Genomic DNA, 25,724 nt, shown 5'->3' on the forward strand with positions numbered 1-25,724 from the left:
CGCGCGCCCGCGACCGGTCCTCGCAACCGGTCGCGGGTTTTGCCGTAACCTTGACAAACGTGAGTGATGAGTTCGACGCGGCACTGAAGGACCTGGCCGGCAAGCTGACGCAGATCGAGTCGGTGATGGACCTGGATGCGCTGCGTGCCCAGGTGGCCGACCTGGAGCAGCAGGCCTCGAGCCCGACCCTCTGGGACGACCCGGAGGCGGCGCAGAAGGTCACCAGCCAGCTGTCCCACCGGCAGGGCGAGCTGCGCCGGGTCTCCGACCTGCGCCAGCGGCTCGACGACCTCGGCGTGCTGTACGAGCTCGCCGAGGCCGAAGGCGACTCCGGCAGCATGGGCGAGGCCGAGACCGAGCTCGCCGACCTCGGCAAGGCCATCGACCGCCTCGAGGTCCGCACCCTGCTCTCGGGCGAGTACGACGACCGCAACGCCGTCGTCACCATCCGCTCCGAGGCCGGTGGCGTCGACGCCGCCGACTTCGCCGAGATGCTGCTGCGCATGTACCTGCGCTGGGCGGAGCGCCACGGCTACCCGACCGACGTCTACGACATCTCCTACGCCGAAGAGGCGGGCATCAAGTCGGCGACGTTCAAGGTCAGCGCCCCCTACGTCTACGGCACCCTCTCGGTCGAGCAGGGCACCCACCGGCTCGTCCGGATCTCGCCGTTCGACAACCAGAGCCGCCGCCAGACGTCGTTCGCGCACGTGGAGGTGCTGCCCGAGGTCGAAGAGGTCGACCACGTCGACATCCCGGAAAAGGACATCCGGGTCGACGTGTACCGCTCGTCGGGCCCCGGTGGGCAGAGCGTGAACACGACCGACTCCGCGGTGCGCATCACGCACATCCCGACGAACATCGTCGTCTCCTGCCAGAACGAGAAGTCGCAGCTGCAGAACAAGGCGGCCGCGATGAAGGTCCTCCAGGCGCGGCTGCTGCAGCGCAAGAAGGAAGAAGAGCGCAAGGAGATGGACGCGCTCAAGGACGGCGGCTCGAGCTGGGGCAACCAGATGCGCTCCTACGTGCTGCACCCGTACCAGATGGTCAAGGACCTGCGGACCGAGTTCGAGGTCGGCAACCCGTCGGCGGTGCTCGACGGCGACATCGACGGCTTCCTCGACGCCGGCATCCGCTGGCGGAAGCAGAGCGCCTGATCGGCGCAGCGGGTGTCGGGGTGACCGCTCACCGTACGCAAACACCCGCTGCTCCACCCGGGTGCACCGGGCAACCGGGGCTTCACGAGACCGGTGGGTAGTATGCCGAATCGTGATCCGGCTCGAAGAGGTTTCCAAGGTCTACAAGACCTCGACGCGGCCCGCGCTCGAGCGGGTGTCCGTCGACATCGAAAAGGGTGAGTTCGTCTTCCTCATCGGTCCCTCGGGATCGGGGAAGTCGACCTTCCTCCGGCTGCTGCTGCGCGAAGAGACGCCCAGCAAGGGCCGCGTGATGGTGTCCAACTTCGACGTCGCCAAGCTGGCCCGCCGCAGGGTCCCGCGCCTGCGGCAGACCATCGGCTGCGTCTTCCAGGACTTCCGGCTGCTGGCGAACAAGACCGTCGCCGAAAACGTGGCGTTCGCCCTCGAGGTCATCGGCAAGCCGGGGCCGACCATCAAGAAGGTCGTCCCCGAGGTGCTGGAGCTCGTCGGCCTCGACGGCAAGGCCGACCGGCTCCCCAACGAGCTCTCCGGCGGTGAGCAGCAGCGCGTCGCGATCGCGCGCGCGTTCGTGAACCGCCCGCTGGTGCTGCTCGCCGACGAACCGACGGGCAACCTGGACCCCGACACCAGCCAGGACATCATGCTGCTGCTGGAGCGGATCAACCGCACCGGCACCACCGTCCTGATGGCCACCCACGATCACTCCATCGTGGACTCCATGCGGCGCCGCGTGGTCGAGCTGCAGCTCGGCCGGGTGATCCGCGACGACGCCCGCGGCGTCTACGGCATCGGTCGCTGAGACCCGTCCACCCCGCACCGACCCCGACCCCAAGGACCTGCACCCGCCATGCGCGCCAGTTTCGTCTTCAGTGAGGTAGTCACCGGCCTGCGCCGGAACGTCACGATGACCATCGCGATGATGCTGACCACGGCCTTGTCGCTCGCCATGCTCGGCGGCGGCCTGCTCGCCGTGCGGACCATCGACAAGATGAAGTCCAACTTCCTCGCCGACGTCGAGGTCTCGGTCTACCTCACCGACGACATCAGCGCGACCGACAAGAACTGCACCCAGGCGCTGTGCCAGTCGCTGAGGACCTCGCTGCAGAGCAACAACGGTGTCGAGTCGGTCGTGTTCGAGAACCGCGAACAGGCCTTCGACCGGTTCAAGAAGATCTTCGAGAGCCAGCCCGAGCTGATCGCGCTCACCGGCCCCGAGTCGCTGCCCGCGTCGCTGCACGTGAAGCTGAAGGACCCGGACCGCAGCGACGCGATCGTGCAGGAGTACGCCGGCAAGCCGGGCGTGCGGAAGGTCGACGACCAGAAGAAGTTCCTCGACCGCTTCTTCACCGCTTTCAACGGCGTCCGCAACATCGCCTTCGTCGCCGCGCTCATCATGGCCGTCGCCGCGCTGCTGCTGATCGCCAACACGATCCAGGTGTCCGCGTTCACCCGCCGCACCGAGGTCGGCATCATGCGGCTGGTCGGCGCGACGCGGTGGTACACGCAGCTGCCGTTCCTCCTGGAGGCGGTGGTCGCCGGCGTGGTCGGTGCGGTCCTGGGGATCGTCCTGCTGGTGTTGACCAAGGTGAGCTTCCTCGACGCGTTGTTCACCGGCGACGTCTTCCCGAAGATCACCACGCTGGAACTGCTGTTCCCGGTCGCGCCCATCCTGCTCGGGGTGTCCGTGCTGATCTCCGCCGTCACCGGTTACGTCACGCTGCGGCTGTACGTCCGGCACTAGATAACCGGCTGCTCGTCACCGTCGGAATCACGTAGAGTGGTCGTATGCCCAAGGAACGTGGCCAGAAGGTGATCGTGTCGAACCGCAAGGCGCGGCACGATTACTCCATCCTCGACACCTACGAGTGCGGTCTCGTGCTCGTCGGCACCGAGGTCAAGAGCCTGCGCGAGGGCAAGGCGTCCCTGGCGGACGCGTTCGCGACGGTCGACGACGGCGAAGTGTGGCTGCGCAACGTGCACATCCCGGAGTACACGCAGGGCACGTGGACCAACCACATGCCGCGGCGCACCCGGAAGCTGCTGCTGCACAAGCGGGAGATCGAGAAGCTGATCGGCAAGACCAAGGAGAGCGGGCTCTCCTTGGTCCCGCTGTCGATGTACTTCAAGGACGGCAAGGTCAAGGTCGAAATCGCGCTGGCCCAGGGCAAGAAGGCCTACGACAAGCGGCAGTCGCTCGCCAAGCGCGACGCGGAGCGCGACATCAGGAAGGCGATGGGCCGCGCGCTGAAGGGCCGGTTCACGGAGTGACGCACGGCCCGGCAACCGATGCGGAGGTCGCGCGCTGGACGGCGTCGCTGGGCCTGCCGGGCCTGGTCGACCTGCACGTCCACTTTCTGCCGAAGCCGGTGATGGACAAGGTCTGGGCGTACTTCGACGCGGCCTCGACGCACTACGGCACCGAATGGCCGGTGTTCTACCGGACGTCCGAAGAGGAGCGTCTGGAGACGCTGCGCGCGCTCGGTGTCGCGCGATTCGCGCCGCTGGTCTACCCGCACAAGCCGGGGATGGCCGAGTGGCTGACGGAGTGGGCGCTCGAGTTCGCGGCGCGGGTCCCGGACGCCGTGCCGACCGGGACGTTTTACCCCGAGCCCGGCGCCGGGTCCGCTGTGGACAGTGCGCTGCGGGCCGGCGCCCGGGTGTTCAAGGCGCACGTGCAGGTGGGTGCGTACGACCCGCGCGACGACCTGCTGAAGCCCGTGTGGGGTTCCCTGGCCGACGCCGGTGTCCCGGTCGTCGTCCACTGTGGACACGGTCCGTTGCGGGGCGACTTCACCGGGTTGTCGGTGTTCGAGGAGGTCCTGGCCCGGCACCCGCGGCTCACGGCGGTGCTCGCGCACGCGGCGATGCCGGAGTACGGGACGGCGTTCGAGCTCATGGCGAAGTACCCGCGCGTGCACCTGGACACCACGATGGTGGGGGTGCCGTTCGCCGAGGCGATGGCGCCGCTGCCCGCCGACTGGACGGCCCGGCTGGCCGAGGTTGCCGACCGGGTCGTGCTCGGCACGGACTTCCCGAACATCCCCTACTCCTACGCGACGCAGCTGCAGGCGATCGCCGGCTGGGCGGCCGACGATCGCCTGGGGGAGCCGTTCCTGCGCGCGGTCCTGCACGACACGCCCTCGCGCCTCGTGAGTGGTAAGGCGGGTTAGAACCCGCCTTACCACTCACGAGGGTCAACGCTTGATCATTGCTCGCTCGGTGACGACCACCGCGCGGCCAAGCAGGTCGACCACCGGGAGCTGCTTGCCGGCCAGGAGGAAGCCGGTCGTGGCGAGGACCACCCAGGGGACCGGGCCGTGGGCGATGCCGTCCGAGAGCGGGGCGAACCCGTGGGCCGCCAGGCCGAGCAGGCCACCCGAGACCAGGAGCCCGGCCACGACCAGCTGCGGCGTCCTGGCCGTGAGTTCGCCGGTGTCGCGCTGCATTTCGAAGTGGGCGAACAGCCGCAGCAGGCCGAGCAGCACCATCCCGCACGCCGCGAACCACGCCGGCGCCATGATCAGCCAGAACACCGTGCCCGGGGCGGGGGTCTGGTAGCCGAGGCCGTACACCGTCACGCCCGCCACCACGACCAGCGCCGGCATGTGCCAGAGGTAGACGCTCATGAACCGCGCGCCGAGCCAGCCGAGGGCGTCGCCGATGCCCGGACGCGCCGCGAGGGCGTTGAGCTGCGGGCGGAAGGCGAGCAGCAGGCCGATCTGGCCGACGGCGAGGAAGGCCAGCAGCACGGTCGGCGGGCTCATGTTCGACACCGGCGCGCCCGGCATCCCGATCATGCTGCCCGGGTACGGCCCGAACGCGACCATCAGCGCCGTGACGCCGAACCCGGCGGCCGACAGCGTCAGCGCGCCGCGGCGGGTGAGCGAGCCGAGGCGGCCTTCGACGTAGTGGAAGCCCAGCTGGTGCACGGCGACCCAGACGAAGATCGCGTTGGCGTACCCGATGTAGCCGAAGTCGTTGAAGCGCGCGACGTCGACGAGGATGCCCGCCGCGCCCATGACGAGCGGCACCTTCAGGCCCCAGCGCCGGTGCGCGGCCACCATGAGCGGCGTGAGCAGCACGACGAGCACGTACACCGCGAGGAACCACAGCAGCTGCGCGGCGATCGCGCTGGCGACCTGCACCGGCTGCGGCGGGACGCCCAGGCCGCGCAGGAAATCCGGCACGACCAGCCAGACCGCCATCAGCGGCAGCACCGGCACCATCAGGCGCTTGATGCGCCCGGCGAGCCACTGCCGCGTGGACGCGGCGCGGCGGAACGAGATCAGGTTCGCCGCGCCGCCGGCGAAGAAGACCAGGGGCATGACCTGGCTGAGCCAGGTGACGACCCACCAGCCGGGCGTCGCCAGCGCGTTGCCGGTGGCGAGGTGCCCGTCGGAGTAGGAGAGCACCGGCATGATCCAGTGCTGGGCGATGACGGCGAGGATGGCCCCCGCCCGGACGACGTCGAGGAACCTGTCCCGGCCCGCTGTCTGCATGCGGTTCAGCCTGGCCGGTTCGACCAGCGGAAACAGCGGTGCTGACCGCCCTCTTGGAGGTCCTGTTCACCCCCGGTGGACACGGGGGTTCTCCCTACTACCGCAAACCGTCGGGCTCGGGTTCGTGCTGCGCGGCGGCGAGGCGGTACTCCCAGCCGTGCTCGGTGAGGCCGAGCTCGTAGCGGGTCTCGATCTTCGGGCCGCCGTGCAGGTGGATGTGCCGGATGACGGTGCCGGGAATGGGCTCGGCGTCCCCGAGCTCCTGGACGCGGCCGTCGAGCGGGCCGCCGAAGAAGCGGACGCAGCGGATCTCGTCGGACATCTGCGCGCTCCTCTCGATGGGTCCGCTCATGGTAGGTGAGCGCTCACACGGGTGCCGCCCGCGGAACGGGTGACGCGTTGTCCACCCTACGGGACCTCCGGTCACCGTCCGTCGCTCAGCGGCCCAGGTAGGTCAACACCGCACGGACGCGGCGGTGTTCCTCGGCGCTGGCTTCGAGCCCGAGCTTCGAGAAGATGTTCCCGATGTGCTTCTCCACGGCGCCGTGCGAAACCACCAGGGAGTTCGCGATCGCCGTGTTGGACAGGCCCTGCGCCATCAGGCCAAGGACCTCGGACTCGCGGGCGGTCAGCGCGTCCAGCGGGTTGCGGCGGCCGCGGGCCATCAGCTGGGCGATCACGTCCGGGTCGATCGCCGTGCCGCCGCCCGCCACCCGGCGGACCGCGTCCAGGAAGTCCGCCACGTCCGCCACGCGCTCCTTCAGCAGGTAGCCGACGCCGCCGGCGCCGCCCGAGAGCAGCTCCACCGCGTACGACTCCTCGACGTACTGCGACAGCACCAGCACCGGCAACCCGGGGATCTCCTTGCGCGCCGCCAGTGCCGCGCGCAGGCCCTCGTCGGTGAACGTCGGCGGCATCCGGACGTCGACGATCGCCAGGTCGGGACGGTGTTCCTTGACCGCGCCGAGGAGGTCGTCCCCGTTGTCGACGGCCGCGGCCGTCTCGATGCCCTCGTCGGCGAGCAGGCGGGTCACCCCGGCCCGCAGCAGCACGGCGTCCTCGGCGATGACTACCCGCATCCGGCCCCCAGGTTCGTGGATGAACGGGGTCCAGACTATTCACCACTGGCAGGGCAGGTCCGCCCGGATCACGGTCGGCCCGCCGACCGGGCTGACCACGGTGATCACGCCGTCGATCGTCGCGGCGCGGTCGGCCAGGCCGGCCAGCCCGCCGCCGGGACGCACCTCCGCGCCGCCGTGACCGTTGTCGGTGATCTCGACGACGACGTGGTCGTCGGTCCGCCACACCTTCACGCCCGCTTCGGTCGCCCCGGAGTGCTTCGCGATGTTCGTCAGCGTCTCGCCGACGATGAAGTACGCCGTCGTCTCCACCGCGGCCGGCGGGCGCGGGTCGACGTCCACCGAGACGTCCACCGGGATCGGCGACTTCGCCGCCTGCGCCGACAGCGCCGCGTCCAGCCCCCGGTCGCCCAGAACCGCCGGGTAGATGCCGCGCGCCAGGTCCCGCAGCTCCGACACGGCGAGCTTCGCGTCCAGGTGCGCCTCGTCGATCAGGTCCCGCACCGCCTGCGGATCCTGGTCGAACTTCGACTTCGCCCGCCCCAAGCTCATCGCGACGGCCACCAGCCGCTGCTGCGCGCCATCGTGCAGGTCACGCTCGATGCGGCGGCGTTCGGCTTCGGCCGCGTCGACCCCGCGGGCCCGCGACGCCTGCAGCCGCTGCGCCTTCTGCTCCAGCCGTTTCGTGCGGTCCGGCCCCAGCAGCGCCAGCGCCAGCTCACCGTGCAGCCAGCCCAGCCACGGCGTCACCCAGATCGCCATCGGCAGCAGCACGATCGACGCCAGCGCGATCCCGAGCTCCAGGCAGGCCAGCGGGAACGCCGCCATGAGGTACGCCAGGTCCCGCCACGTCGTCGGATCGCTCAGCCGGGTGACCCACCGGCGCAGCAGCGGCTGCCCCTCTTCGTACGGCCGCCGCTGCACCGGCGGCAGCGGCACGTTCAGCATCCGGGCCGCCCAGCCCCGCTCGCGGTCGCCGGACCAGCGGACGAAGCTCGTCGTCGCCAGCAGGATCGGGAACCCGACCCAGATCACCGCCGTCGAGACCCCCACCGCGATGCCGACCACGATCAGCACGAACTGCACGAGCCGGAAGACGAAGCTGACGATCATGTAGAGGATCGTCCGGGCCGGGTGCGGCCGCGGGTGGTCCAGCTGCTGAGCCTCGGTCATCCCGCCACCAGGTTCTTCTCTTCCGCGTCTTCCCACCAGCGCTCCATCCGGCGGCGCTGCGCCACCGTCGGCGCCAGCAGCGCGTCCGCCAGCCGGGCGTGCGCGCCCGCCAGCGCCTTGGTCAGCGCCACCGACAACGCGACGAACAACACCCCGAGCGCCGCCCACGGTAGCGCCTCGACGGTGGAGTCCACGGTCAGCCACGGCACGTCCCACGACGGGAAGCGGTACTCCCCGCCCGGCAGCCACCGGAAGTACACCGGCAGGCCCACCAGCGCCAGGCTCGTCGCCCAGAACGTCGTCACCAGCACGAACTCGACCAGGCCCACCGGGAACAGCAGCGCGAAGTAGGTCAGGTCCCGCCAGGTTGACGGGTCCTTCAGCCGCCCCTTCCACCGCGCGGCCTGCTTGCCGGCGGGCAGCGGCAGGTACGGGAGGTCGATGTGGCGGTCCAGCAGCGCGTAGACCCGCGCCCGCTCCAGCCGCCCGGCCCCCCGCACGGCGAGCACGACGAAGGCGAGCAGGCCCACCCCGACCCACACCACGGCGGTCCCCGCACCGGCCGAGACGAACGCCGTGAGAAAGACGAACGCCAGCACCCCCAGTGGCAGGTTCATCAGCAAGAACACCGCCGAACCGCCGAACGGCGGATCCCGCCTCTCGCTCACCATGACCGCACTCCTTTCCACGGCTCCCAGCATCGCGGCTCGCCGCTTCGCGGGACATGGTGCGGGCGGGCATCCCGGCGGTAGGGCTGGCCCCACCCCACCCGGACTAAAGCAGTGGCGCCGGGCGTTATGATGAACAGGTTGTGTCCCGACAAGGGGGTGAACGGTTTCGACTTTGGACGTTGAGTCAGGGGAAGCGTGCCGGTGCAGGCGAGAGACCACCGTAAGCGTCATCGCAAACCAATAAGCGCCGACTCCAGTCAGCGCGAGTTCGCCCTCGCCGCCTGAGCGAGTGCGACTCTGTCGGCCCGGGTTCGCCTCCGGCCCGGGTACCGGCATCAGCTAGGAGGCTCAGCGGCTGTCCCGGCCACGGGGAACAGTCGTGAAGCAAACAGTGGCTGGGCTCGTCACCTCAGCTTGTTCGCGTGATTGAGGGAGCCAAGTAGAGACGCAGCGGACTGCGCACGGAGAAGCCCTGTCGAGACGCCAGAGGACCCGGGTTCAATTCCCGGCACCTCCACTTCACTTCGCGGAAGGCCCACGCCCCTTCGGGGCTGGGCCTTCCTTCGTTTCGCCGTGTCTTTTGGGGGTCGAACCCCCAAACCCCCGCCAAGGGGGCTTCGCCCCCCTGGACCCCCCGGGTGGTTGCGTTCGCGGGTGAGCCAGACGGGGGTTGCTACCGGGCTTGCTGATCTCTGCCCGGCCCGGCCCGGCTGGGCCCGGCCCGGCTGGGCCCGGCCCGGCTGGGCCCGGCCCGGCCCGGCCCGGCTGGGCCCGGCCCGGCTGGCCGGGCCCGGCTCGGCTCGGCCGAGCAGATTTGGCTTGGTCAGTTCATGCCAGGGCGTAGCCCGCTTTTCAGGCCCCGGGCGTAACGGCAGCCTGCAGGCCGACGGTTGACCTGCACTCCGCCCAGACCTCCCCCCACCCCGATCAGAAGCCACCACACGGCCGGCAGTGCCGGGTCAAGGCACGCTTTCCCGCCTTGACGCGGTACTGCCGGCCGTAGTCACAATCGGGCTTCGGGGTGGTGGGCCCCGAGGTGACTGCCCGCCGAGGCGCCTCGGCGCTGCCCAGGCCACCCACCCAGACCACCCACCCAGACCACCCACCCAGACCACCCACCCAGACCACCCACCCAGGTCAACCACCCAGGTCAACCACCCAGGTCAACCACCCAGGTCAACCACCCAGGTCAACCACCCAGGTCAACCACCCAGACCAGCCGCATCCTCCGAAGGAGGCCGGTCGCGGACCGCGCTTCCACCACGGCACACCGCACCGGCAATCGAGTCCGCCGGACCCCCCTTAGCCGGACCCCCGGGTGGTTGCGTCGGGGTGAGCGGACGGGGTGTTCATCCCTGGTGGTGCCGGGGTCCTCAGCTGGGGGTTAGAGCTCTGCTCCGGCTGGTGATGGGGGCCACTTGTGGGTGAAATTCTTGTGAGTGTCATGCTGGAGGTCCGACCATGGCCCCGCACCCGTGGGGCCGGAAGTAGGTGGCCAGATGACCTGGGCCCAACGCAGTGGCAGCTCCCTTGCCAACGACGAAGACAGCCGGATGGGTGTGATCCGGGCTGAAGAAGCCGTCCGGCTCGGTGAACAGAACGATCGGGCCGTCCTCACCGTCGCCGGGCACTCGTCCGACTCGCGGGAATGTGCCGAACTGCTCGCCATGCTCGGGCTCGACGCCGGACGGCGGCGGCACAAGACCGCCTGATCACACCAGGTCCGCCACGTGGACCACCTTGTTCCGGCCGGTCGCTTTCGCGTGGTAGAGCGCGGTGTCCGCCGCGTCCAGCAGACGCTGCACTGACGTCCCGGCCGTCGGGTAGACCGCGATGCCGATCGAGACCGTCAGGCCCGTGATCGACAGCCCGCCCGCCGGGACCTGCAGCGCGCTGATCGCCCGGCGGATGCGCTCGGCCACCGCTCCGATGTCCGGCTGGGTGATGCCCGGCAGCAGGACCACGAACTCTTCGCCGCCGAAGCGGCCCACCGCGTCGCCGCGGCCGCGGACCGCCGAGATGATCGACTGGGCCACCGCCTTCAGGACCGCGTCGCCCGCCAGGTGGCCGTACGTGTCGTTCACCTGCTTGAAGTGGTCGAGGTCCAGCATCAACAGCCCGAACGTGCCGCCCTGGCGGGCGGTGGCCGCCAACGTGCGCTTCGCCAGCGCGTGCCAGCCGCTCGTGTTGTACAGGCCCGTCTTCTCGTCGCGGTGGGCCGCCACCTCCAGCTGCCTCACCAGCACCGTGCGGTGCAGCAGCAGCAACGGCGGGAACACCAGCCCCACCAGGCCCGGCAGCGTCGCCAGCGCCATCGCGTTCAAGGCGCCCAGGCAGAGCGTCGCCACCTCGAGGCCGTTGTCCGACCACGTGCCGAAGAGGGCCTCCGGCGTCCGGCCGACTTCGCGGCGGGCCGGGAGGACCAGGAGGGCGTTCACCGCGAAGAACGTCACTCCCGCGGCCGTGATCGCGAACGTGCCCGCCCAGCTGTGGCTCAGCGCCACGCGAACGTCGGGGAAACCCGAAACCCGCAGCACCGACTGGGCCGCGTAACACGACAGCACGATGATCGCCGCGTTGCTGACCGTGCGGGAGACCGGGACCCGCTGCAGGCGGTACCAGCTGCGGACCGCCAGGTGCGCGTACAGGCCGGCGACCAGGACCGCCAGCAGGAGCGGCGGCAACAGCAGGACGCCGGCGAACGTCCAGACCGACGTCATGTTGATGTGCGGGGTCCCCGACACGCGACGGCGGATGCGCTCCACGCGCCGTCCCGTCTCCGACTGCACCACCCCGAGCACCAGCAGCACCACCAGGATCGACAGCGTCCGGCGGTCCACCGGGATCGGCGACGGGCGCAGCGTCAGCACCACCGCCACCACTTCGCTGGCCAGGCAGTAGACGATCACCCGCGGCCCCTGCCGCCACAGCACCCAGTGCCGCGGTGCCACGAGGACGTCACGAATATGCGGCCCAGTGCGCGGAATGCCGCCGCCGGTCCGCATACTCATGGTGTCCGGCCGGTGACGGAACCGGTGCGGCCCGAGGTCGTGAAGGGAGGCGCACCATGTGCGGACGCGACAACTGAGGTCATCGGTCCTCCACCCCGACCCGGCGCCACGCCCTCGCGATCGGCACGGCCACCGCGGCACCCGCCGCCCCGGCCACGGCGATGGTGTGCGCCGGGCCCAGCACGTCGGCCAGCCCGCCCGCCGCGGCCGCCCCGACCCCCTGCACGGTGATCAGGCCCGCCGAATTCACCCCGGCGCACTGCGCGCGGTGCTCGTCGGGCACTCGCCGCATGAACGACACCGTCCCGGTGATGTTGTAGCCCGTCGCCAGCAGGCCGGACGCCGCCAGCAGCACCACCGACGTCACCAAGCCCGGGTGGCAGGCGAACACCACCAGCGGCAGGCCCGCCGCGATCCCGAGCCAGGCCAGGATGCGTAGCTGCACGCGCTCCGGGATCCACTTGCCGAACACGACGCCGCCGAGCACGCTGCCCGCCGGGTCCGCCGCCATCAACAGTCCCACCAGGGTCGCGCCCGCGCCGATCCCGGCCGCGTACGGCGCGGCCAGCGCCTCCGGGACGACGTAGAACCCGGCCAGCCAGTTGAGCGCCACCAGCGTCCGCAGGGCCGGGTCGCGCCAGATCAGCCGGATGCCAGCGCCGGTCGTGGCCAGCCAGGCGGGCCGGACCGCCTGGGCGATCGCCGCCCGCCGCCGGACGCCGGTGACCAGGAACAACGCCGAAAGCAGGAAGGTCGCCGCGTCCAGCGCCAGTGCCGCGGACGGGGTGAGCGCGGCGATCAGCGCGCCGCCGCCGGCGAACCCGGCCAGCTGCGCGGCCTGCATCGTCACGTTCCGCAGGGCCATCCCGACCAGGTACCGCTCGCCTTCGAGGACCGACGGCAGCAGCGCCTGCTGCGCCGCCTTGAACGGCCCGCCGAGCGCCGTCATCACCGCGACCAGCACGCACAGCACCCACAGCGGGACGCCGGGGATCGCGATGCCCGCGACCAGCGCGGCCCGCGTCAGATCGGCGGCGACCATCACGTCCCGCCGCGGCCACCGGTCGCCCGCGCCGGCCAGCAGGATGCCGCCGAGCAGCGAGGGAACGTACGTCAAGGCGTAGGTCAGGCCGGTCAGCGCGGCCGACGACGTGCGCTGGAAGACGAGGACCGCGAGCGCGACACGGGCGAGCTGGTCGCCGCAGACCGATAGCAGCTCGGCGGTCCACATCGCCCGGAACTCGGCGACGGCGAGCACCGCGCCGAAACCGACCTTCTCCACGCGTGCGTCATCCATCGGTGCCCCTCGAAACCGCAGCTCCAGCCACGGTAATCACCCACCGGAGTGGAATCGAGCCGTTCGGTGACAGTTGCCCCGTTCGCAGCAGCCGCGGCGCCCGGACGGACCGCGACGGCCGTCAGGCCGGGTGGCCGCCGATGCGGGTGGTCAGCTCGGCCGCCGTCGCCGCCACTTCGGCGGCGAGGTCCGGCCACGTCTCCGCGCACGGCTCGGCCGCGCAGTGGTGGCGCAGGGTGACGCTGATCGCGGCCAGCGGGCGGGCGCCGTGGTCGAAGACCGGGCAGGCCACGGACGCGAAGCCGTCGGTGACGTGGCCGTCCTCGACCGCCCAGCCGAGCCGGCGTTCCGCGGTAAGGGTGCGGCGCAGCTCGGCCAGCGTGCGCGGGCCGCGCCCGGTGCGGAGCACGAACGCCGCCGTCGAGGGGAACAGCGCGCGGACGTGCGGGGCGGGCAGGTGCCGCAGGATCGCCCGGCCGGACGCGGTCAGCTGCGCCGGCAGCCGGACGCCGACCTCGGTCACCAGCGTCTCCGGCCGGGCCGGGCGTTCCTTGATCAGGTACAGCGACTCGTTGCCGTGCAGGACACCGAGGTGGGCGGTGTGCCCGACGCGGTCGACGAGCTTGCGCAGCAACGGCCCGGCCAGCCGTTCCAGCGGGTCGTGGCGCAGGTAGGCCGAACCCAGCTCGAAGGCGGCGATGCCCAGGCCGTAGCGGCGTTCCGCGGGCAGGTGCACGACGAAACCGGCCGCTTCGAGCTCGTTGAGCAGGTGGTAGGTGGTCGAGCGGGGGAGGTGCGCCTCACGCGCGATGGCCGCCGCGGTGACCGGGCCCGGGCGCGTGGCCAGCAGGCGCAGCACCGCCAGCCCGCGGCGCAGCGCGGGAACCTCGCTGCTGTCGCCCATGCCCCGAGCTTACGTCTGGGATACCAGACAGAACCACCCGTTGAGGCATCCCACCAGCGATTCCGAAGGGGTCCAATGAGCCCATGCCGGAAAAAGTGCTCCTGGGCCCGGAACCACTGACCGCCGCCCAGGTCGTCGACGTCGTCCGCGGGTACGCGCCCGTCGAGCTGACGGACGCCGCCGAGAAGAACCTCGCCGCGACCCGCCAGCACATCGAGAACCTCGCCCACGCCGTCACGCCCACCTACGGCGTTTCGACCGGCTTCGGCGCGCTCGCCACCCGGCACATCCCGGTCGAGAGCCGGACCGCGCTGCAGCGGAGCCTGATCCGCTCGCACGCCGCCGGCGCGGGGCCCGCCGTCGAGCCCGAGGTCGTCCGCGCGCTGATGCTGCTGCGCCTGCGGACGCTGGCCAGCGGCTACACCGGCGTCCGGCCGGGCACCGCGCAAACGCTTGCGGCCCTGCTCAACGCCGACATCACCCCGGTCGTGCACGAGTACGGCTCGCTGGGCTGCTCCGGCGATCTCGCGCCCCTGGCCGCCGTCGCGCTCGCGCTCATGGGCGAGGGCGAAGTGACGTACCGCGGCGAAGTCATGAACGCGGCGGAAGCGCTAAAGCACGCTGGGATCGAGCCGGTCGTCCTCGCCGAGAAGGAAGGCCTCGCGCTCACCAACGGCACCGACGGCATGCTCGGGATGCTCCTGCTCGCCGCCGCGGACCTGCACAAGCTGTTCGACATCGCGGACCTCACTGCCGCGATGAGCGTCGAGGCCCTGCTCGGCACCGACCGGGCGTTCGCCGCCGACCTCCAGGCCCTGCGCCCGCACCCCGGGCAGGCGAAGTCCGCGGCCCGGATGTGGCAGGCGCTGCAGGGTTCGAAGATCGTCGAAAGCCACCGCGGCCCGGACTGCAACCGCGTCCAGGACGCCTATTCGCTGCGCTGCGCCCCGCAGGTGCACGGCGCCGCGCGCGACAGCCTGGCCCACGCCGAACTCGTCGGCGAGCGCGAGCTGATGTCCGCCGTGGACAACCCCGTCGTCCTCGCCGACGGCCGGGTCGAGTCCAACGGCAACTTCCACGGGGCACCCGTCGCCTACGTCCTCGACTTCCTGGCCATCCCGATCGCCGACGTCGCCAGCATCGCCGAGCGCCGCACCGACCGGATGCTCGACAAGGCACGCTCGCACGGCCTGCCGCCGTTCCTCGCCGACGACCCCGGCGTCGACTCCGGCCACATGATCGCCCAGTACACCCAGGCCGCCTTGGTCAGCGAGCTCAAGCGGCTCGCGGTCCCGGCGTCGGTCGACTCGATCCCGAGCAGCGCGATGCAGGAGGACCACGTCTCCATGGGCTGGTCGGCCGCGCGGAAGCTGCGCAAGGCCGTCGACGGCCTGACCACCGTCCTCGCCATCGAGCTGCTGACGGCGGCCCGGGCGCTGGACTTCCGGGCGCCGCTGGAGCCGTCGCCGGTCACCGGCCGCGTCCGGGATCTGCTGCGTACCAAGGTGAACGGCCCCGGTCCCGACCGCCACCTGGCGCCGGAGATCGCGGCCGCCGAAGAACTCGTCCGCTCCGGCGCCGTCCTCGACGCCGCCCGCCTGTCGTGAGTGGTAAGGCGGGTTAGAACCCGCCTTACCACTCACGACCGCCTACCTGGAGGTCTGATGTCCCGCGTCGTCCGTGCCGCCCGCGGCACCCAGCTCACCGCCAAGTCGTGGCAGACCGAAGCCGCGCTGCGGATGTTCCACAACAACCTCGACCCCGACGTGGCCGAGCGTCCCGAAGACCTGGTCGTCTACGGCGGCACCGGCAAGGCCGCCCGCAACTGGGCCAGCTTCGACGCGATCACCCGTGAACTGACCACCTTGGACGTCGACGAGACGCTGCTGGTGCAGTCGGGCAAGCCGGTCGGCGTGTTCCGCACGCACGAGTGGGCGCCGCGCGTGCTGATCGCCAACTCGAACCTGGTCGGCGACTGGGCGACCTGGCCGGAGTTCCGCCGCCTCGAGCAGCAAGGCCTGACCATGTACGGCCAGATGACCGCGGGCTCTTGGATCTACATCGGCACCCAGGGCATCCTCCAGGGCACGTACGAGACCTTCGCCGCCGTCGCGAAGAAGAAGTTCGGCGGATCCCTTCGCGGGACGCTCACCGTGACCGCGGGCCTCGGCGGCATGGGCGGCGCGCAGCCTCTCGCGGTGACCATGAACGACGGCGTCGCGCTGGTCGTCGAGTGCGACCCGCAGCGCGCGCACCGCCGCGTCGAGACCCGCTACCTGGACGAGGTCGCCGACGACCTCGACGACGCCATCGCCCGCGTGACCAAGGCCAAGCAGGAGAAGCGGCCGCTGTCGGTCGGTGTGGTCGGCAACGCCGCCGAGGTGCTGCCGGAGCTGCTGCGCCGGAACGTCGAAGTCGACATCGTCACCGACCAGACGTCGGCGCACGACCCGCTGTCGTACCTGCCCAAGGGCGTCGGCGTCGACGACTGGCACGACTACGCGGCCAAGAAGCCCGACGAGTTCACCGACCGCTCGCGCGAGTCGATGGCCGACCACGTCGACGCCATGCTCGGCTTCCTCGACCGCGGCGCCGAGGTCTTCGACTACGGCAACTCCCTGCGCGGCGAAGCCAAGCTCGGCGGCTGCGAGCGCGCGTTCGACTTCCCCGGCTTCGTGCCCGCCTACATCCGGCCGCTGTTCTGCGAGGGCAACGGCCCGTTCCGCTGGGCCGCGCTCTCCGGTGACCCCGAGGACATCGCGGCCACCGACCGCGCGATGCTGGAACTGTTCCCGGAGAACGAATCCCTCGCCCGCTGGATCCGCCTCGCCGGGGAACGCGTGGCGTTCCAAGGGCTTCCGGCGCGGATCTGCTGGCTCGGCTACGGCGAACGCCACCTGGCCGGCCTGCGGTTCAACGAAATGGTGGCCAGCGGTGAACTGAAGGCGCCGGTCGTCATCGGCCGCGACCACCTCGACTCCGGCAGCGTCGCCTCGCCGTACCGCGAAACCGAGGGCATGGCCGACGGCTCCGACGCGATCGCCGACTGGCCGCTGCTCAACGCCCTGGTCAACACGTCCTCGGGCGCCAGCTGGGTGTCGATCCACCACGGCGGCGGTGTCGGCATGGGCCGGTCCATCCACGCTGGCCAGGTCAGCGTGGCCGACGGGACCCCGCTGGCCGCGCAGAAGCTGGAACGCGTGCTCACCAACGACCCGGGCATGGGGGTCATCCGGCACGTCGACGCCGGCTACGACCGCGCCGCCGATGTCGCCGACGAGCGTGGTGTCCGCGTCCCGATGCGGGAGCAGGCGTGACGGCTTCGAGCCTGCTGGGCGAGATCGACGGCGTCGGGCGCGACCCGAAGCGCGGCGGATACTCGCGGCACGCCTTCGACGGACCCGAGCACGACCTGCGCGAGTGGTTCGTCGAACGCGCACTGGGGCTCGGGCTCGACGTCGAGACCGACCGCAACGGCAACATCTGGGCGTGGTGGGGGCCGCTGGGACGCAACGCCGTGGTCACCGGCAGCCACCTCGACTCGGTGCCGGGCGGTGGCGCGTTCGACGGCCCGCTGGGCGTGGTGAGCGCGCTGGCCGCCGTCGAAGCGTTGCAGGCCAAGGGGTTCCGGCCGAGGCGACCGCTCGCCGTCGTGGTGTTCGCCGAGGAGGAGGGCGGCCGGTTCGGCGTTCCGTGCCTGGGTTCGCGGCTGCTCACCGGCACGATCGACGCCGACAGGGCACGCGGCCTGCGGGACGCCGACGGCGTGACGTTCGCCGAGGCGGCCGCGAAGGCGGGCGTCGACCCCGAGCGGATCGGGCCGGACACCGAGCGGCTCGACCGGATCGGGCAGTTCGTCGAACTGCACGTCGAGCAGGGCCGCGGGCTGATCGACCTCGGGGCGCCGGTGGCCGTCGGCAGCACGGTGATCGCGCACGGGCGGTGGCGGTTTTCTTTTTCGGGACAGGGGAACCACGCGGGAGCGACGTTGCTCACCGACCGCGCGGACCCGATGTTGCCCGCCGCAGAAACGGTCACGGCCGTCCGTCGGCTGGCTGCGAAGGTGCCGGACGCGCGGGCGACCGTCGGCCGGCTCGTGCCGACCCCCGGCGGGACCAACGTCATCGCGTCCACAGTGGACCTTTGGCTCGACGCGCGGGTGCCCGGCGAGGGAACGCCGGGGCTGGTCGCCGAGATCAGCCGGGCCGCCTCGGAGGCGGCCGCGGCGGAGGGCTGCCGGGTCGCGGTGACGCGCGAGTCCTATTCGGACGACGTCGTGTTCGACGACGGCCTGCGCCGCGACCTGGGCGAGTGGCTCGGCGGCCCGCCGGAGCTGCCGACCGGCGCCGGGCACGACGCGGCCATCCTCGCCGGGTTCGTCCCGGCCGGGATGCTCTACGTGCGCAACCCGACCGGCATCAGCCACTCGCCGGAGGAGTTCGCCGAGGCCGAGGACGTCGAAGCCGGTGCCACGGCGCTGGCCACGGTGCTGGAACGGCTGGCGCAGTGACCCCCAAGCCGACCCCCGGCCCGCGGGGGCGCCCCCCGGTTCCAGCGTATCGCGCGGCACCGACAGTTTTCTGGTGCGAGCAGGCCTGGCTGCCCGGCGGGATCGCCTCCGGCGTGCGGATCGACGTCGAGGGCGGCCGGATCATCGCGGTGACGGCGGATTCGCCGCGCACGGGCACGATCCTCGCCGGGCTGACGCTGCCCGGCTTCGCGAACGGGCATTCGCACGCCTTCCACCGGGCCCTGCGAGGCCGGACGCACCACGAGCGCGGCACGTTCTGGACCTGGCGCGAGCGGATGTACGCCCTGGCGGCACGGCTCGATCCGGACACCTATTACCGGCTGGCCCGCGGTGTCTACGCCGAGATGGTGCTCGGCGGGTACACGAGCGTGGGCGAGTTCCACTACCTGCACCACGCGCCCGGCGGCAAGCCGTACGCCGACCCGAACGCGATGGGGGAGGCGCTGCGGCAGGCCGCGGCCGACGCCGGGATCCGGCTGACGCTCCTGGACACGTGCTACCTGGCGGGCGGGATCGGCGTGGAACCCGACGAGGTCCAGCAGCGGTTCTCGGACGGCTCGGCTTCGGCCTGGGCTTCGCGGGTCGCCGCGATCGAGGAAGGCGAACTCTTCCGGGTCGGCTCGGCCATCCATTCGGTGCGGGCGGTCCCGGCCGACCAGCTGTCGCTGGTGGACAGCAAGCGGGTCGTGCACGTCCACCTCTCGGAGCAGCGGGCCGAAAACGAGCAGTGCCAGGCGGCCTACGGTCGCACGCCCACCGAGCTGCTGGACGATCGCGGGGTCCTGACCGAGCGCCTGGTCGCCGTGCACGCCACGCACCTGACGACGTCGGACATCGACCGGCTGAGCGGGGCGCGGGCGTGCTTCTGCCCGACCACCGAACGCGACCTCGGCGACGGCATCGGCCCCGCCCGCGCCCTGCGGGACGCCGGGGTGCGGCTGAGCGTCGGCAGCGACAGCAACGCCGTCGTCGACGCGTTCGAAGAGACCCGCGCGCTGGAGCTGGACGACCGGCTGGCCAGCGAGGAACGCGGCCGGTTCAGCGCCGAGGAGCTCCTCGAAGCGGGCACCGACCACGCGGCGATCGGGTGGGACGAGGTCGGCGCGCTCGCCGAGGGGGCGGGCGCGGACTTCGTCACGGTGGCCCTGGATTCGGTGCGGACGGCCGGGATCGAGCCGTCGGGGGTCGTCTTCGCGGCGTCCGGCTCGGATGTCCGGCACGTCGTCGTCGCCGGCCGCGAGGTCGTCCGCGACGGAACGCACCTGCTCGTCGACCGACCGGAAACCGTTCTGGCGAAGGAGATCGAGGCACTGTGGCCGTCCTGATCACGGGCATCGGGGAGCTCACCACCAACGACCCGGCGCTGGGCCGTATTCCGGACGCCGCACTCGTCCTGGACGGCTCGCGCGTCGCCTGGGCAGGCCCGGCGGCGAGCGCACCGGCGGCCGACGAACGCGTGGACGTCGAAGGGCGCGCGGTGCTGCCCGGCTGGGTGGACAGCCACACGCATCTGGTCTACGCGGGCGACCGCACCGCCGAGTTCGAGGCGCGGATGGCGGGAAAGCCCTACACCGCAGGCGGAATCGCGATCACCGTCGGCGCGACGCGGGAGGCGTCCGACGAGCAGCTGGCGGCGAACCTGCGGCGCCACGTCGACGAGGCGGCCCGGCAGGGGACGACCTGCCTGGAGACCAAGACCGGCTACGGGCTCACGGTCGCGGACGAAGCCCGCAGCGCCCGGATCGCCGGCGAGGTGGTCGACGAGGTGACGTTCCTCGGCGCGCACCTGGTGCCGCCGGGCGCCGACGCCGAGTCCTATGTGGACCTGGTGTGCGGCAAAATGCTGGACGCGGTGGCGGAAAGCGTGCGCTGGGCGGACGTGTTCTGCGAGACGGGGGCGTTCGACGAGGCTCAATCGGCGCGGGTGCTCAAGGCCGCCGCCGAGCGCGGGCTCGGCCTGCGGGTGCACGGCAACCAGCTCGGCGAAGGCCCCGGCGTGCGGCTGGCGGTGGAACTCGGCGCGGCGAGCGTCGACCACTGCACGTATTTGAGCGACGCCGACGTCGAGGCGCTGGCGTCCTCCGAGACCGTGGCGACCCTGCTGCCCGCGTGCGACCTGTCGACCCGCCAGCCCCTGCCCCCGGCGCGGCGGCTGCTCGACGCGGGCGCGACGGTGGCGCTGGCCAGCAACGCCAACCCGGGCAGCTCGTACACGACGTCGATGGCGTTCTGCGTCGCCACGGCGGTGCTGCAGATGCGCATGACGATCGAGGAAGCGGTCTGGGCGGCGACGGCGGGCGGGGCCAAAGCGCTGCGGCGCGAGGACGTGGGCGTCCTGCGGCCCGGTTCGCGGGCGGACGTCCACGTCCTCGACGCGCCTTCGGTGACGCACCTGGCCTACCGGCCGGGCGTGCCGCTGACCGGAGCGGTGTGGCGGGCCGGGGTCAGAGTGGCAGGGTGAACGCCGTGCAGGACGGTACGTAGGACGCGTCGAGGGCGTGCAGGATCAGGCCGGTGACGTTCGGGTCGGCCGCCTGGCTCAGGTGACCCGACGCGTCGGACGGGCAGAAATCCTGCAGCACGATGTCGGTCGTGCCCGGTTCGCCGAGGATCCCGCTCGTGTACGGCGTCACGACTTCGTCGTACTTGCTGACGATGCTCGTGTACGTCGGCCCCGGCACGTGCACGCCGCCGCGGGCGAGGTCGTCCAGGAACGCCGAGGGCGCCAGGTACTCGGTGCACGCGCCGCACGCCGTGCGCAGGATCGCGCCGAGGCCGGGCACGGACGTGAGCAGGGCCTTGGCCAGCGCGTCGAGGCCGCCGAGGGTCGTCCCGCGGTAGTTGGCGCCGAAGCCGACGAAGTGGGCGACCTCGGCCGCACCGCCGCCGTACTTCAGGTAGTACGCGGGCATCGTGCTGCCCTCGGAATGGCCGACGATGTCGACCTTCGCCGCGCCGGTCGTGGACCGGACCCGGTCGACGAACCGGCCGAGCTGCGCCGCGCTGTCGCGCATGGAGGCGAGCCCGCCGACGCCGGGCCCGAGGATCCCCGTGCCGTAGGTCAGGGAGAAGACGCAGTAGCCCTCGGCGGCGATCTTCGGCGCGTGGAAGAACCAGTTGACGCTGTCGTTCGCGCCGAGGCCGTGCACGAGCACGACGGGCTCCGGGTGCGCGGCCGACGGACGGCAGCCCCAGTCGTTCCAGCCGCTGCGCGGTGCCGCTTCCGCGACCGCCGGCGCGAGCACGCCGAAGGTGAGCGCCGCGGCGAGCACGGCCAGGGTTCGCTTGGCACCGCCGTTGGTGACCCGCATTCCGTTGCCTCCAGTTACCCGTCAGTACGTGACGCAGATCATGATCGGTCACAGACTGCTGGAGGCGACCTGGGAAAACGCTCAGAGTTGCCCGGCGTTCGTTGTGACGGGTGACAACGACGGCCGACGGAGTCCGACGGCGAGCCCGGTCAGCGCGATCAGCCCGCAGAGCCACGCGAACCAGTCGCCGAAGCGCGCGTACGGTGTCTTGCCCGGCCCGATCGGGACGTCGGCGACGACCACCGTGAACGGACGGCCGCCGGTGTGGGCTTCGGCCAGCACGTGACCGCGTGCGTCGGCCAGCATCGGCGTCCCGCGGGTCGCGCTCCACGCCACCGAGAAGCCGTTCTCGACGCCGCGGATCAACGCCGTGCGGCTGTGCGCCCAGCCGTCGACGTCTTCGTCGGACGCCGGGATGAGGACCAGGCCCGTGCCGGCTTGGCCGTATTCGCCGCTGGGGTCGGCGAAGTTGACGTCCATGCACACCATCAGCCCGGTTCCCCCGAAGTGCGCGAGTTGCGTGCCGGAGGCCATGTTCGGCGAATCTCCGTTGTGCCACTTGCGGTACTCCACCGGCGTGCCGGACGGCGGGATCGCGAGCGCGGCGTTGAAGCGGCCCTCCGGGGTCGTCTCGATGACGCCGGTGACGACGGTGAGCTTCCGCGTGCGGGCGACCTCCGAGAAGGCTTCGACGAGCCGCGGACGGCTGGTCTGGTCCACCGCGAAGGCGGCTTCGGGCAACACGACCGCTTGGACGCCGTCCGGCAGCCGACCCAGCTGGTCCACAAAGGACCGCAAGAGCGGCTGGCCGTCCGGGGTGGCGACGTCGGCCGCCCAGCGGCTCTGCCCGGGCGCGACCAGCGCGACCCGCGTCGAAGGCCCGGTCAGGGGTGGGGTGGTCCAGTACACGAGCCCACCGGCGATGGCGGCCAGTGCGAGCACCGGGACGAGCCGGGAGCGGCCGCGCAGGCCGGGCGCGAGCGCGGCGGCGACGGCGGCCGGGACGAACAGCACCAGGAACTCGACGCCCCAGCCGCCGGTCACGGTGGCGAGGTGCAGCACGGTCGGCCGGTCGGCCTGGGTCGTCATCAGCGTGTCCATCACGCCGGTCGGGTTGAGCAGCGATACGCCGTAGAGCACCACCGTCCACAACGCCGGTGCGGCGAGCGCCGCCGTCAAGCCGTGTCCGCGGCGGACCAGCAGCCGGAACAGCCCCGTGGACAGGGCGAACACCAGGGCACTGCCACCGAGGATCCCGAGCGCCGCGGGGCGGGGGATCGACAGCGAATGCCAGAAGTAGCTCCAGCTGCCGGCGCTGCCCGCCAAGTAGGCGAGGAACGCGCTCGTCATCGCCGCCGCGCCGGGAACGCGGGGCGCGAGCAGCAAGATCGGCAGCGGCGCCACCCAGGCTAGCTCCGGCACCGGATCCAAGCCGGTGCCGAAGAAGAACAACACCGCCGACACCGCTGTCGCGGCGGCCGCCCACCCCAGCTTGGTCATCGTGGCCCCTTTCGCCGGTTCCGAGGGTTCCAGGCGCGACCGGCGGGCACAGTGGGTCAAACCACCCAGTCCGGGTGGGGTTTACCCCACCCCGGTTCATGCAGAGTTCAGTAAGCCGTCACGCGACAGGGATCGGAGCGGCCGAAGTGGATCAGTAGCGTTGCCAACGAACAGCTACGAAAGTGGGCCGCCGATGGACTTCTCGCTGATCGTGCTGGTGGTGATCGTGGCCGCGCTGGCCTTCGACTTCACCAACGGCTTCCACGACACCGCCAACGCGATGGCCACCTCCATCGCCACCGGGGCGCTCAAACCGAAGGTCGCCGTCGCCGTTTCCGCCGTGCTGAACCTCGTCGGCGCGTTCCTCTCGGTCGAGGTCGCCAAGACGATCTCCGGCGGGATCGTCGACGACACGAAGGTGACGCCGGTGATCATCTTCGCCGGGCTCGTCGGCGCGATCGTGTGGAACCTGGTGACCTGGCTGATCGGGCTGCCGTCCAGCTCGTCGCACGCGCTGTTCGGCGGGCTGATCGGCGCGACCTGGATCGCCTCCGGCTCCGACGCCGTCCACTTCGGGAAGGTCGTCGAGAAGGTGCTGATCCCGGCGCTCGCCTCGCCGATCGTCGCCGGGATCGTCGCCACGCTGGGCACCTTCCTCGTCTACCGGATCACCGCACGGGCGAAGCGGGACACGGTCGGCCGGACGTTCAAGGCCGGCCAGATCGCTTCGGCGTCGCTGGTGTCGCTCGCGCACGGCACGAACGACGCGCAGAAGACCATGGGCGTCATCACGCTGACGCTGATCGCCTCCGGCTCGCTCGCGCCGAACTCGGGGCCGCCGTTCTGGGTGATCCTGACCGCGGGCTCCGCGATCGCGCTCGGCACCTACCTGGGCGGCTGGCGGATCATCCAGACGATGGGCAAGAAGCTCACCGAAATCCAGACGCCGCAGGGGTTCGCGGCGGAAACCAGCGCCGCGGCGGTCATCCTCACCTCGGCGCACCTCGGGTTCGCGCTGTCCACCACGCACGTCTGCTCGGGCGGCATCATCGGCTCGGGGCTCGGCCGCAAGCTCGCCGAAGTCCGCTGGGGCGTCGCGGGCCGGATGGTGCTGGCCTGGGCGCTGACGCTGCCCGCCGCCGCGATCGTCGGCGCGCTCGCCGCCGAGGTCTCGACGCTCGGGACGTGGGGCACCGTACTGGTCGGCCTGGCCGGCGTCGTCGTCGCGCTGGGCATCTACCTCGCGTCGAAGCGGAACCCGGTCAACGCGAACTCCATCCACGAGCCCGAGCCCGGCGTCACGCAGCCGGCCAACGCCTGAGGAGCGCCGTGCACATCAATTGGGGTTCCCTCGGTCTGGTCTTCGTCGTCGCCCTCGCGTCGGTGGTGGTGCTGACGAGCCTCTTCTCCTTCGGGGTGGTGGGGCTCTCCCAGCGCGACGCGGCCCGCGAGTCGGGTGCCTCGGGCACCGGGCCGCTGGCCGGCGCGGTCGTCTGCTTCGCCGCCTGCGCGGCGATCATCGGCTACGGCATCTACTTGATCGTGGCCTGAACGCGCTCCCGGAACCCGTCGGGCAGGCCGGCGAGCAACGGTTTCAGCGTGGCTCGCCGCGCGTCGCTCAGGTGGGACAGCAGGCCGAGCGCCGGCGTCCAGAGGTCTTCGTCGGCGCTCGCCGCGGTGACCAGCCGGCCGAGCCGGTGGGCCGGGAGCAGGCCGACGACGTGGTCGACGCGGCGCTTGTCGTCGAGCACGAAGGCGATCCGCAGCAGCGCCGGGTCGTCGATCCGGTCCAGGGCCCGCCGCACGGTGAGGTCCGGCAGGTGCCCGACGAACCGGCCGAGGGTGATCCAGTCCTCCTTGCGCGCCAGTTCGCCGGCGACGGCGAGGACGGTGTCCAGGGGGATCCGGCTGATGATCGCGCTCGCGCGCCGCGGGTCGAGCTCCGCGGCCACGTCGGCGAGGAACCGCGGGCTGAGCCGCTTGGCGACGTCGACGCCGCGCGCGACGTCGACCAGCCCGGCGATCCGCGCGCACAGCAGCGGGCCGAACACCTTTTCGGCGATCTTGGCGAGCACCCCGACGGGCACGATCCGCGCCGCCAGGGCCATCCGCTGCAGCACGGCCGCGTTGGCGTCGAACAGCGTGTCGGTGACCTGCTCGCGGAAGGCCTGCAGGTCGTCGGCGTCGACGCGGGCGAGGTACGCCAGGCGGTCTGGCTCGACGTCGAGGACGCGGGCCAGCTTCAGGATCTCCGCCTCGGCGGCGTAGTTCTCCGTCACAGGCCCACTGCTTTCCGGACCGCTCCGCGCAGCAGCGCGGGGACGTACCGGAGTCCTTCTTCGCCCGCTTCGGCCAGCGCTTTCGCCTGGCGGCGGCGCGCGTCGCGGAGGGCATCGGCGAGGTCCTGCCGCTCGTGCTCTTCGAGGGCCTCGATGCCTTCGGGGAGGTAGCCGCCCAACTGGTCGGCGAGTGTGCGCTCGGCCATGGTGGATCATCATGCAACACCACGGGCGGTGTCGTGCGGATATGCGCGTCGCGGGAAGGGTGACTTTCGGCAGTGGCCCGGTCGCGGTCACGCCTTGTAGCTT

At 71.6% G+C, this 25,724-nt stretch carries 26 protein-coding genes and 1 other RNA gene; 15 read left to right on the forward strand and 12 right to left on the reverse strand.

From position 1 onward, the window contains the following. Positions 1 to 59: 59 nt before the first annotated feature. The 5 genes from prfB (at position 60) to ACFPLC_RS20905 (ending at position 4,330) form a co-directional block, all read left to right on the forward strand. Positions 60 to 1,157: a peptide chain release factor 2 gene (gene prfB, locus ACFPLC_RS20885; protein WP_378200790.1), complete on the forward strand. Its 1,098-nt coding sequence runs from the start codon at positions 60 to 62 to the stop codon at positions 1,155 to 1,157. 112 nt (positions 1,158 to 1,269) lie between these two features. Next, positions 1,270 to 1,959, forward strand: coding sequence for a cell division ATP-binding protein FtsE (gene ftsE, locus ACFPLC_RS20890; protein ID WP_003082104.1), 690 nt, complete (start codon positions 1,270 to 1,272; stop codon positions 1,957 to 1,959). Between the two features lie 48 nt (positions 1,960 to 2,007). After that, complete coding sequence (gene ftsX / locus ACFPLC_RS20895) at positions 2,008 to 2,901, forward strand: permease-like cell division protein FtsX (RefSeq protein ID WP_378200785.1); 894 nt, start codon at positions 2,008 to 2,010, stop codon at positions 2,899 to 2,901. Between the two features lie 44 nt (positions 2,902 to 2,945). Then, entirely contained in the window at positions 2,946 to 3,428 is a 483-nt protein-coding gene (gene smpB / locus ACFPLC_RS20900; RefSeq protein WP_191315426.1) for an SsrA-binding protein SmpB, read from the forward strand. Beyond that, positions 3,425 to 4,330: an amidohydrolase family protein gene (locus tag ACFPLC_RS20905; protein ID WP_378200782.1), complete on the forward strand. Its 906-nt coding sequence runs from the start codon at positions 3,425 to 3,427 to the stop codon at positions 4,328 to 4,330. The genes smpB and ACFPLC_RS20905 overlap by 4 nt, the downstream gene beginning before the upstream one ends. Positions 4,331 to 4,354: 24 nt before the next feature. Here ACFPLC_RS20905 and ACFPLC_RS20910 read toward each other — a convergent pair whose 3' ends face one another. From ACFPLC_RS20910 to ACFPLC_RS20930, 5 genes are all read right to left on the reverse strand, one after another. After that, the gene (locus ACFPLC_RS20910) at positions 4,355 to 5,659 is read right to left on the reverse strand and encodes an acyltransferase family protein (protein ID WP_378200779.1); all 1,305 of its coding nucleotides are present in this window, start codon (positions 5,657 to 5,659) and stop codon (positions 4,355 to 4,357) included. A 97-nt stretch (positions 5,660 to 5,756) separates the two neighbouring features. Continuing rightward, entirely contained in the window at positions 5,757 to 5,981 is a 225-nt protein-coding gene (locus ACFPLC_RS20915) for a hypothetical protein (RefSeq protein WP_191315429.1), read from the reverse strand. Between the two features lie 115 nt (positions 5,982 to 6,096). Continuing rightward, on the reverse strand, positions 6,097 to 6,738 hold the full coding sequence (locus ACFPLC_RS20920) for a response regulator transcription factor (RefSeq protein ID WP_191315430.1): 642 nt from the start codon (positions 6,736 to 6,738) through the stop codon (positions 6,097 to 6,099). Between the two features lie 39 nt (positions 6,739 to 6,777). Next, entirely contained in the window at positions 6,778 to 7,911 is a 1,134-nt protein-coding gene (locus tag ACFPLC_RS20925) for a sensor histidine kinase (protein WP_378200776.1), read from the reverse strand. Further along, positions 7,908 to 8,582 carry a sensor domain-containing protein gene (locus ACFPLC_RS20930; RefSeq protein WP_378200773.1) on the reverse strand — a complete coding sequence of 225 codons (675 nt, stop codon included), beginning with the start codon at positions 8,580 to 8,582 and terminating at the stop codon, positions 7,908 to 7,910. Before ACFPLC_RS20930 ends, ACFPLC_RS20925 begins: the two co-directional genes overlap by 4 nt. Before the next feature lie 152 nt (positions 8,583 to 8,734). Between ACFPLC_RS20930 and ssrA the strand changes: the two genes are divergently transcribed. The 3 genes from ssrA to ACFPLC_RS20945 all read left to right on the forward strand — a co-directional run bounded on the left by ssrA (position 8,735) and on the right by ACFPLC_RS20945 (position 10,294). Next, positions 8,735 to 9,102, forward strand: a transfer-messenger RNA (tmRNA) gene (gene ssrA, locus ACFPLC_RS20935). A 134-nt stretch (positions 9,103 to 9,236) separates the two neighbouring features. After that, positions 9,237 to 9,476, forward strand: coding sequence for a hypothetical protein (locus ACFPLC_RS20940; RefSeq protein ID WP_378235885.1), 240 nt, complete (start codon positions 9,237 to 9,239; stop codon positions 9,474 to 9,476). A gap of 605 nt (positions 9,477 to 10,081) precedes the next feature. After that, positions 10,082 to 10,294 (forward strand): hypothetical protein, encoded by a 213-nt coding sequence (locus ACFPLC_RS20945; protein WP_378200771.1) that lies wholly within the window; start codon positions 10,082 to 10,084, stop codon positions 10,292 to 10,294. On the opposite strand, the gene ACFPLC_RS20950 is transcribed toward ACFPLC_RS20945, so the two are convergent. The 3 genes from ACFPLC_RS20950 to ACFPLC_RS20960 all read right to left on the reverse strand — a co-directional run bounded on the left by ACFPLC_RS20950 (position 10,295) and on the right by ACFPLC_RS20960 (position 13,794). After that, positions 10,295 to 11,533 carry a GGDEF domain-containing protein gene (locus tag ACFPLC_RS20950; RefSeq protein WP_378200768.1) on the reverse strand — a complete coding sequence of 413 codons (1,239 nt, stop codon included), beginning with the start codon at positions 11,531 to 11,533 and terminating at the stop codon, positions 10,295 to 10,297. A 139-nt stretch (positions 11,534 to 11,672) separates the two neighbouring features. Continuing rightward, complete coding sequence (locus ACFPLC_RS20955; protein ID WP_378200765.1) at positions 11,673 to 12,890, reverse strand: MFS transporter; 1,218 nt, start codon at positions 12,888 to 12,890, stop codon at positions 11,673 to 11,675. Positions 12,891 to 13,011: 121 nt separating this feature from the next. After that, positions 13,012 to 13,794, reverse strand: a complete 783-nt coding sequence (locus ACFPLC_RS20960) for an IclR family transcriptional regulator (protein ID WP_378200762.1) — start codon at positions 13,792 to 13,794, stop codon at positions 13,012 to 13,014. An 83-nt stretch (positions 13,795 to 13,877) separates the two neighbouring features. Here ACFPLC_RS20960 and hutH point away from each other — a divergent pair, with 83 nt between their 5' ends. From hutH to hutI, 5 genes are all read left to right on the forward strand, one after another. Beyond that, a complete protein-coding gene (gene hutH / locus ACFPLC_RS20965) occupies positions 13,878 to 15,401 on the forward strand; it encodes a histidine ammonia-lyase (protein WP_378200759.1) in 1,524 nt (507 codons plus the stop codon). Between the two features lie 57 nt (positions 15,402 to 15,458). Then, a complete protein-coding gene (hutU, locus tag ACFPLC_RS20970; protein WP_378200756.1) occupies positions 15,459 to 17,111 on the forward strand; it encodes a urocanate hydratase in 1,653 nt (550 codons plus the stop codon). Then, a complete protein-coding gene (locus ACFPLC_RS20975; RefSeq protein WP_378200753.1) occupies positions 17,108 to 18,304 on the forward strand; it encodes an allantoate amidohydrolase in 1,197 nt (398 codons plus the stop codon). Before hutU ends, ACFPLC_RS20975 begins: the two co-directional genes overlap by 4 nt. Positions 18,305 to 18,417: 113 nt before the next feature. Beyond that, on the forward strand, positions 18,418 to 19,650 hold the full coding sequence (locus tag ACFPLC_RS20980) for a formimidoylglutamate deiminase (protein ID WP_378200750.1): 1,233 nt from the start codon (positions 18,418 to 18,420) through the stop codon (positions 19,648 to 19,650). Next, complete coding sequence (hutI, locus tag ACFPLC_RS20985; protein ID WP_378200747.1) at positions 19,638 to 20,786, forward strand: imidazolonepropionase; 1,149 nt, start codon at positions 19,638 to 19,640, stop codon at positions 20,784 to 20,786. Before ACFPLC_RS20980 ends, hutI begins: the two co-directional genes overlap by 13 nt. On the opposite strand, the gene ACFPLC_RS20990 is transcribed toward hutI, so the two are convergent. Both ACFPLC_RS20990 and ACFPLC_RS20995 read right to left on the reverse strand, forming a co-directional pair. Further along, a complete protein-coding gene (locus ACFPLC_RS20990) occupies positions 20,770 to 21,636 on the reverse strand; it encodes an esterase/lipase family protein (RefSeq protein WP_378200744.1) in 867 nt (288 codons plus the stop codon). The genes hutI and ACFPLC_RS20990 overlap by 17 nt on opposite strands. An 81-nt stretch (positions 21,637 to 21,717) precedes the next feature. Then, positions 21,718 to 23,136, reverse strand: coding sequence for a nitrilase-related carbon-nitrogen hydrolase (locus ACFPLC_RS20995; RefSeq protein ID WP_378200741.1), 1,419 nt, complete (start codon positions 23,134 to 23,136; stop codon positions 21,718 to 21,720). Positions 23,137 to 23,329: 193 nt separating this feature from the next. On the opposite strand from ACFPLC_RS20995, the gene ACFPLC_RS21000 reads away from it, so the two are divergent. Both ACFPLC_RS21000 and ACFPLC_RS21005 read left to right on the forward strand, forming a co-directional pair. After that, positions 23,330 to 24,457 carry an inorganic phosphate transporter gene (locus ACFPLC_RS21000; protein WP_378200738.1) on the forward strand — a complete coding sequence of 376 codons (1,128 nt, stop codon included), beginning with the start codon at positions 23,330 to 23,332 and terminating at the stop codon, positions 24,455 to 24,457. 8 nt (positions 24,458 to 24,465) lie between these two features. Next, positions 24,466 to 24,687 (forward strand): hypothetical protein, encoded by a 222-nt coding sequence (locus ACFPLC_RS21005; protein ID WP_191315444.1) that lies wholly within the window; start codon positions 24,466 to 24,468, stop codon positions 24,685 to 24,687. Here ACFPLC_RS21005 and ACFPLC_RS21010 read toward each other — a convergent pair. Both ACFPLC_RS21010 and ACFPLC_RS21015 read right to left on the reverse strand, forming a co-directional pair. After that, positions 24,669 to 25,415: a hypothetical protein gene (locus tag ACFPLC_RS21010; protein WP_378200734.1), complete on the reverse strand. Its 747-nt coding sequence runs from the start codon at positions 25,413 to 25,415 to the stop codon at positions 24,669 to 24,671. The genes ACFPLC_RS21005 and ACFPLC_RS21010 overlap by 19 nt on opposite strands. After that, on the reverse strand, positions 25,412 to 25,621 hold the full coding sequence (locus ACFPLC_RS21015) for a hypothetical protein (protein WP_003082038.1): 210 nt from the start codon (positions 25,619 to 25,621) through the stop codon (positions 25,412 to 25,414). The genes ACFPLC_RS21010 and ACFPLC_RS21015 overlap by 4 nt, the downstream gene beginning before the upstream one ends. Positions 25,622 to 25,724 lie beyond the last annotated feature (103 nt).

The sequence above is a fragment of the Amycolatopsis plumensis genome (genome assembly GCF_042652605.1).
GTDB classification, from domain to species: Bacteria; Actinomycetota; Actinomycetes; order Mycobacteriales; family Pseudonocardiaceae; genus Amycolatopsis; species Amycolatopsis plumensis.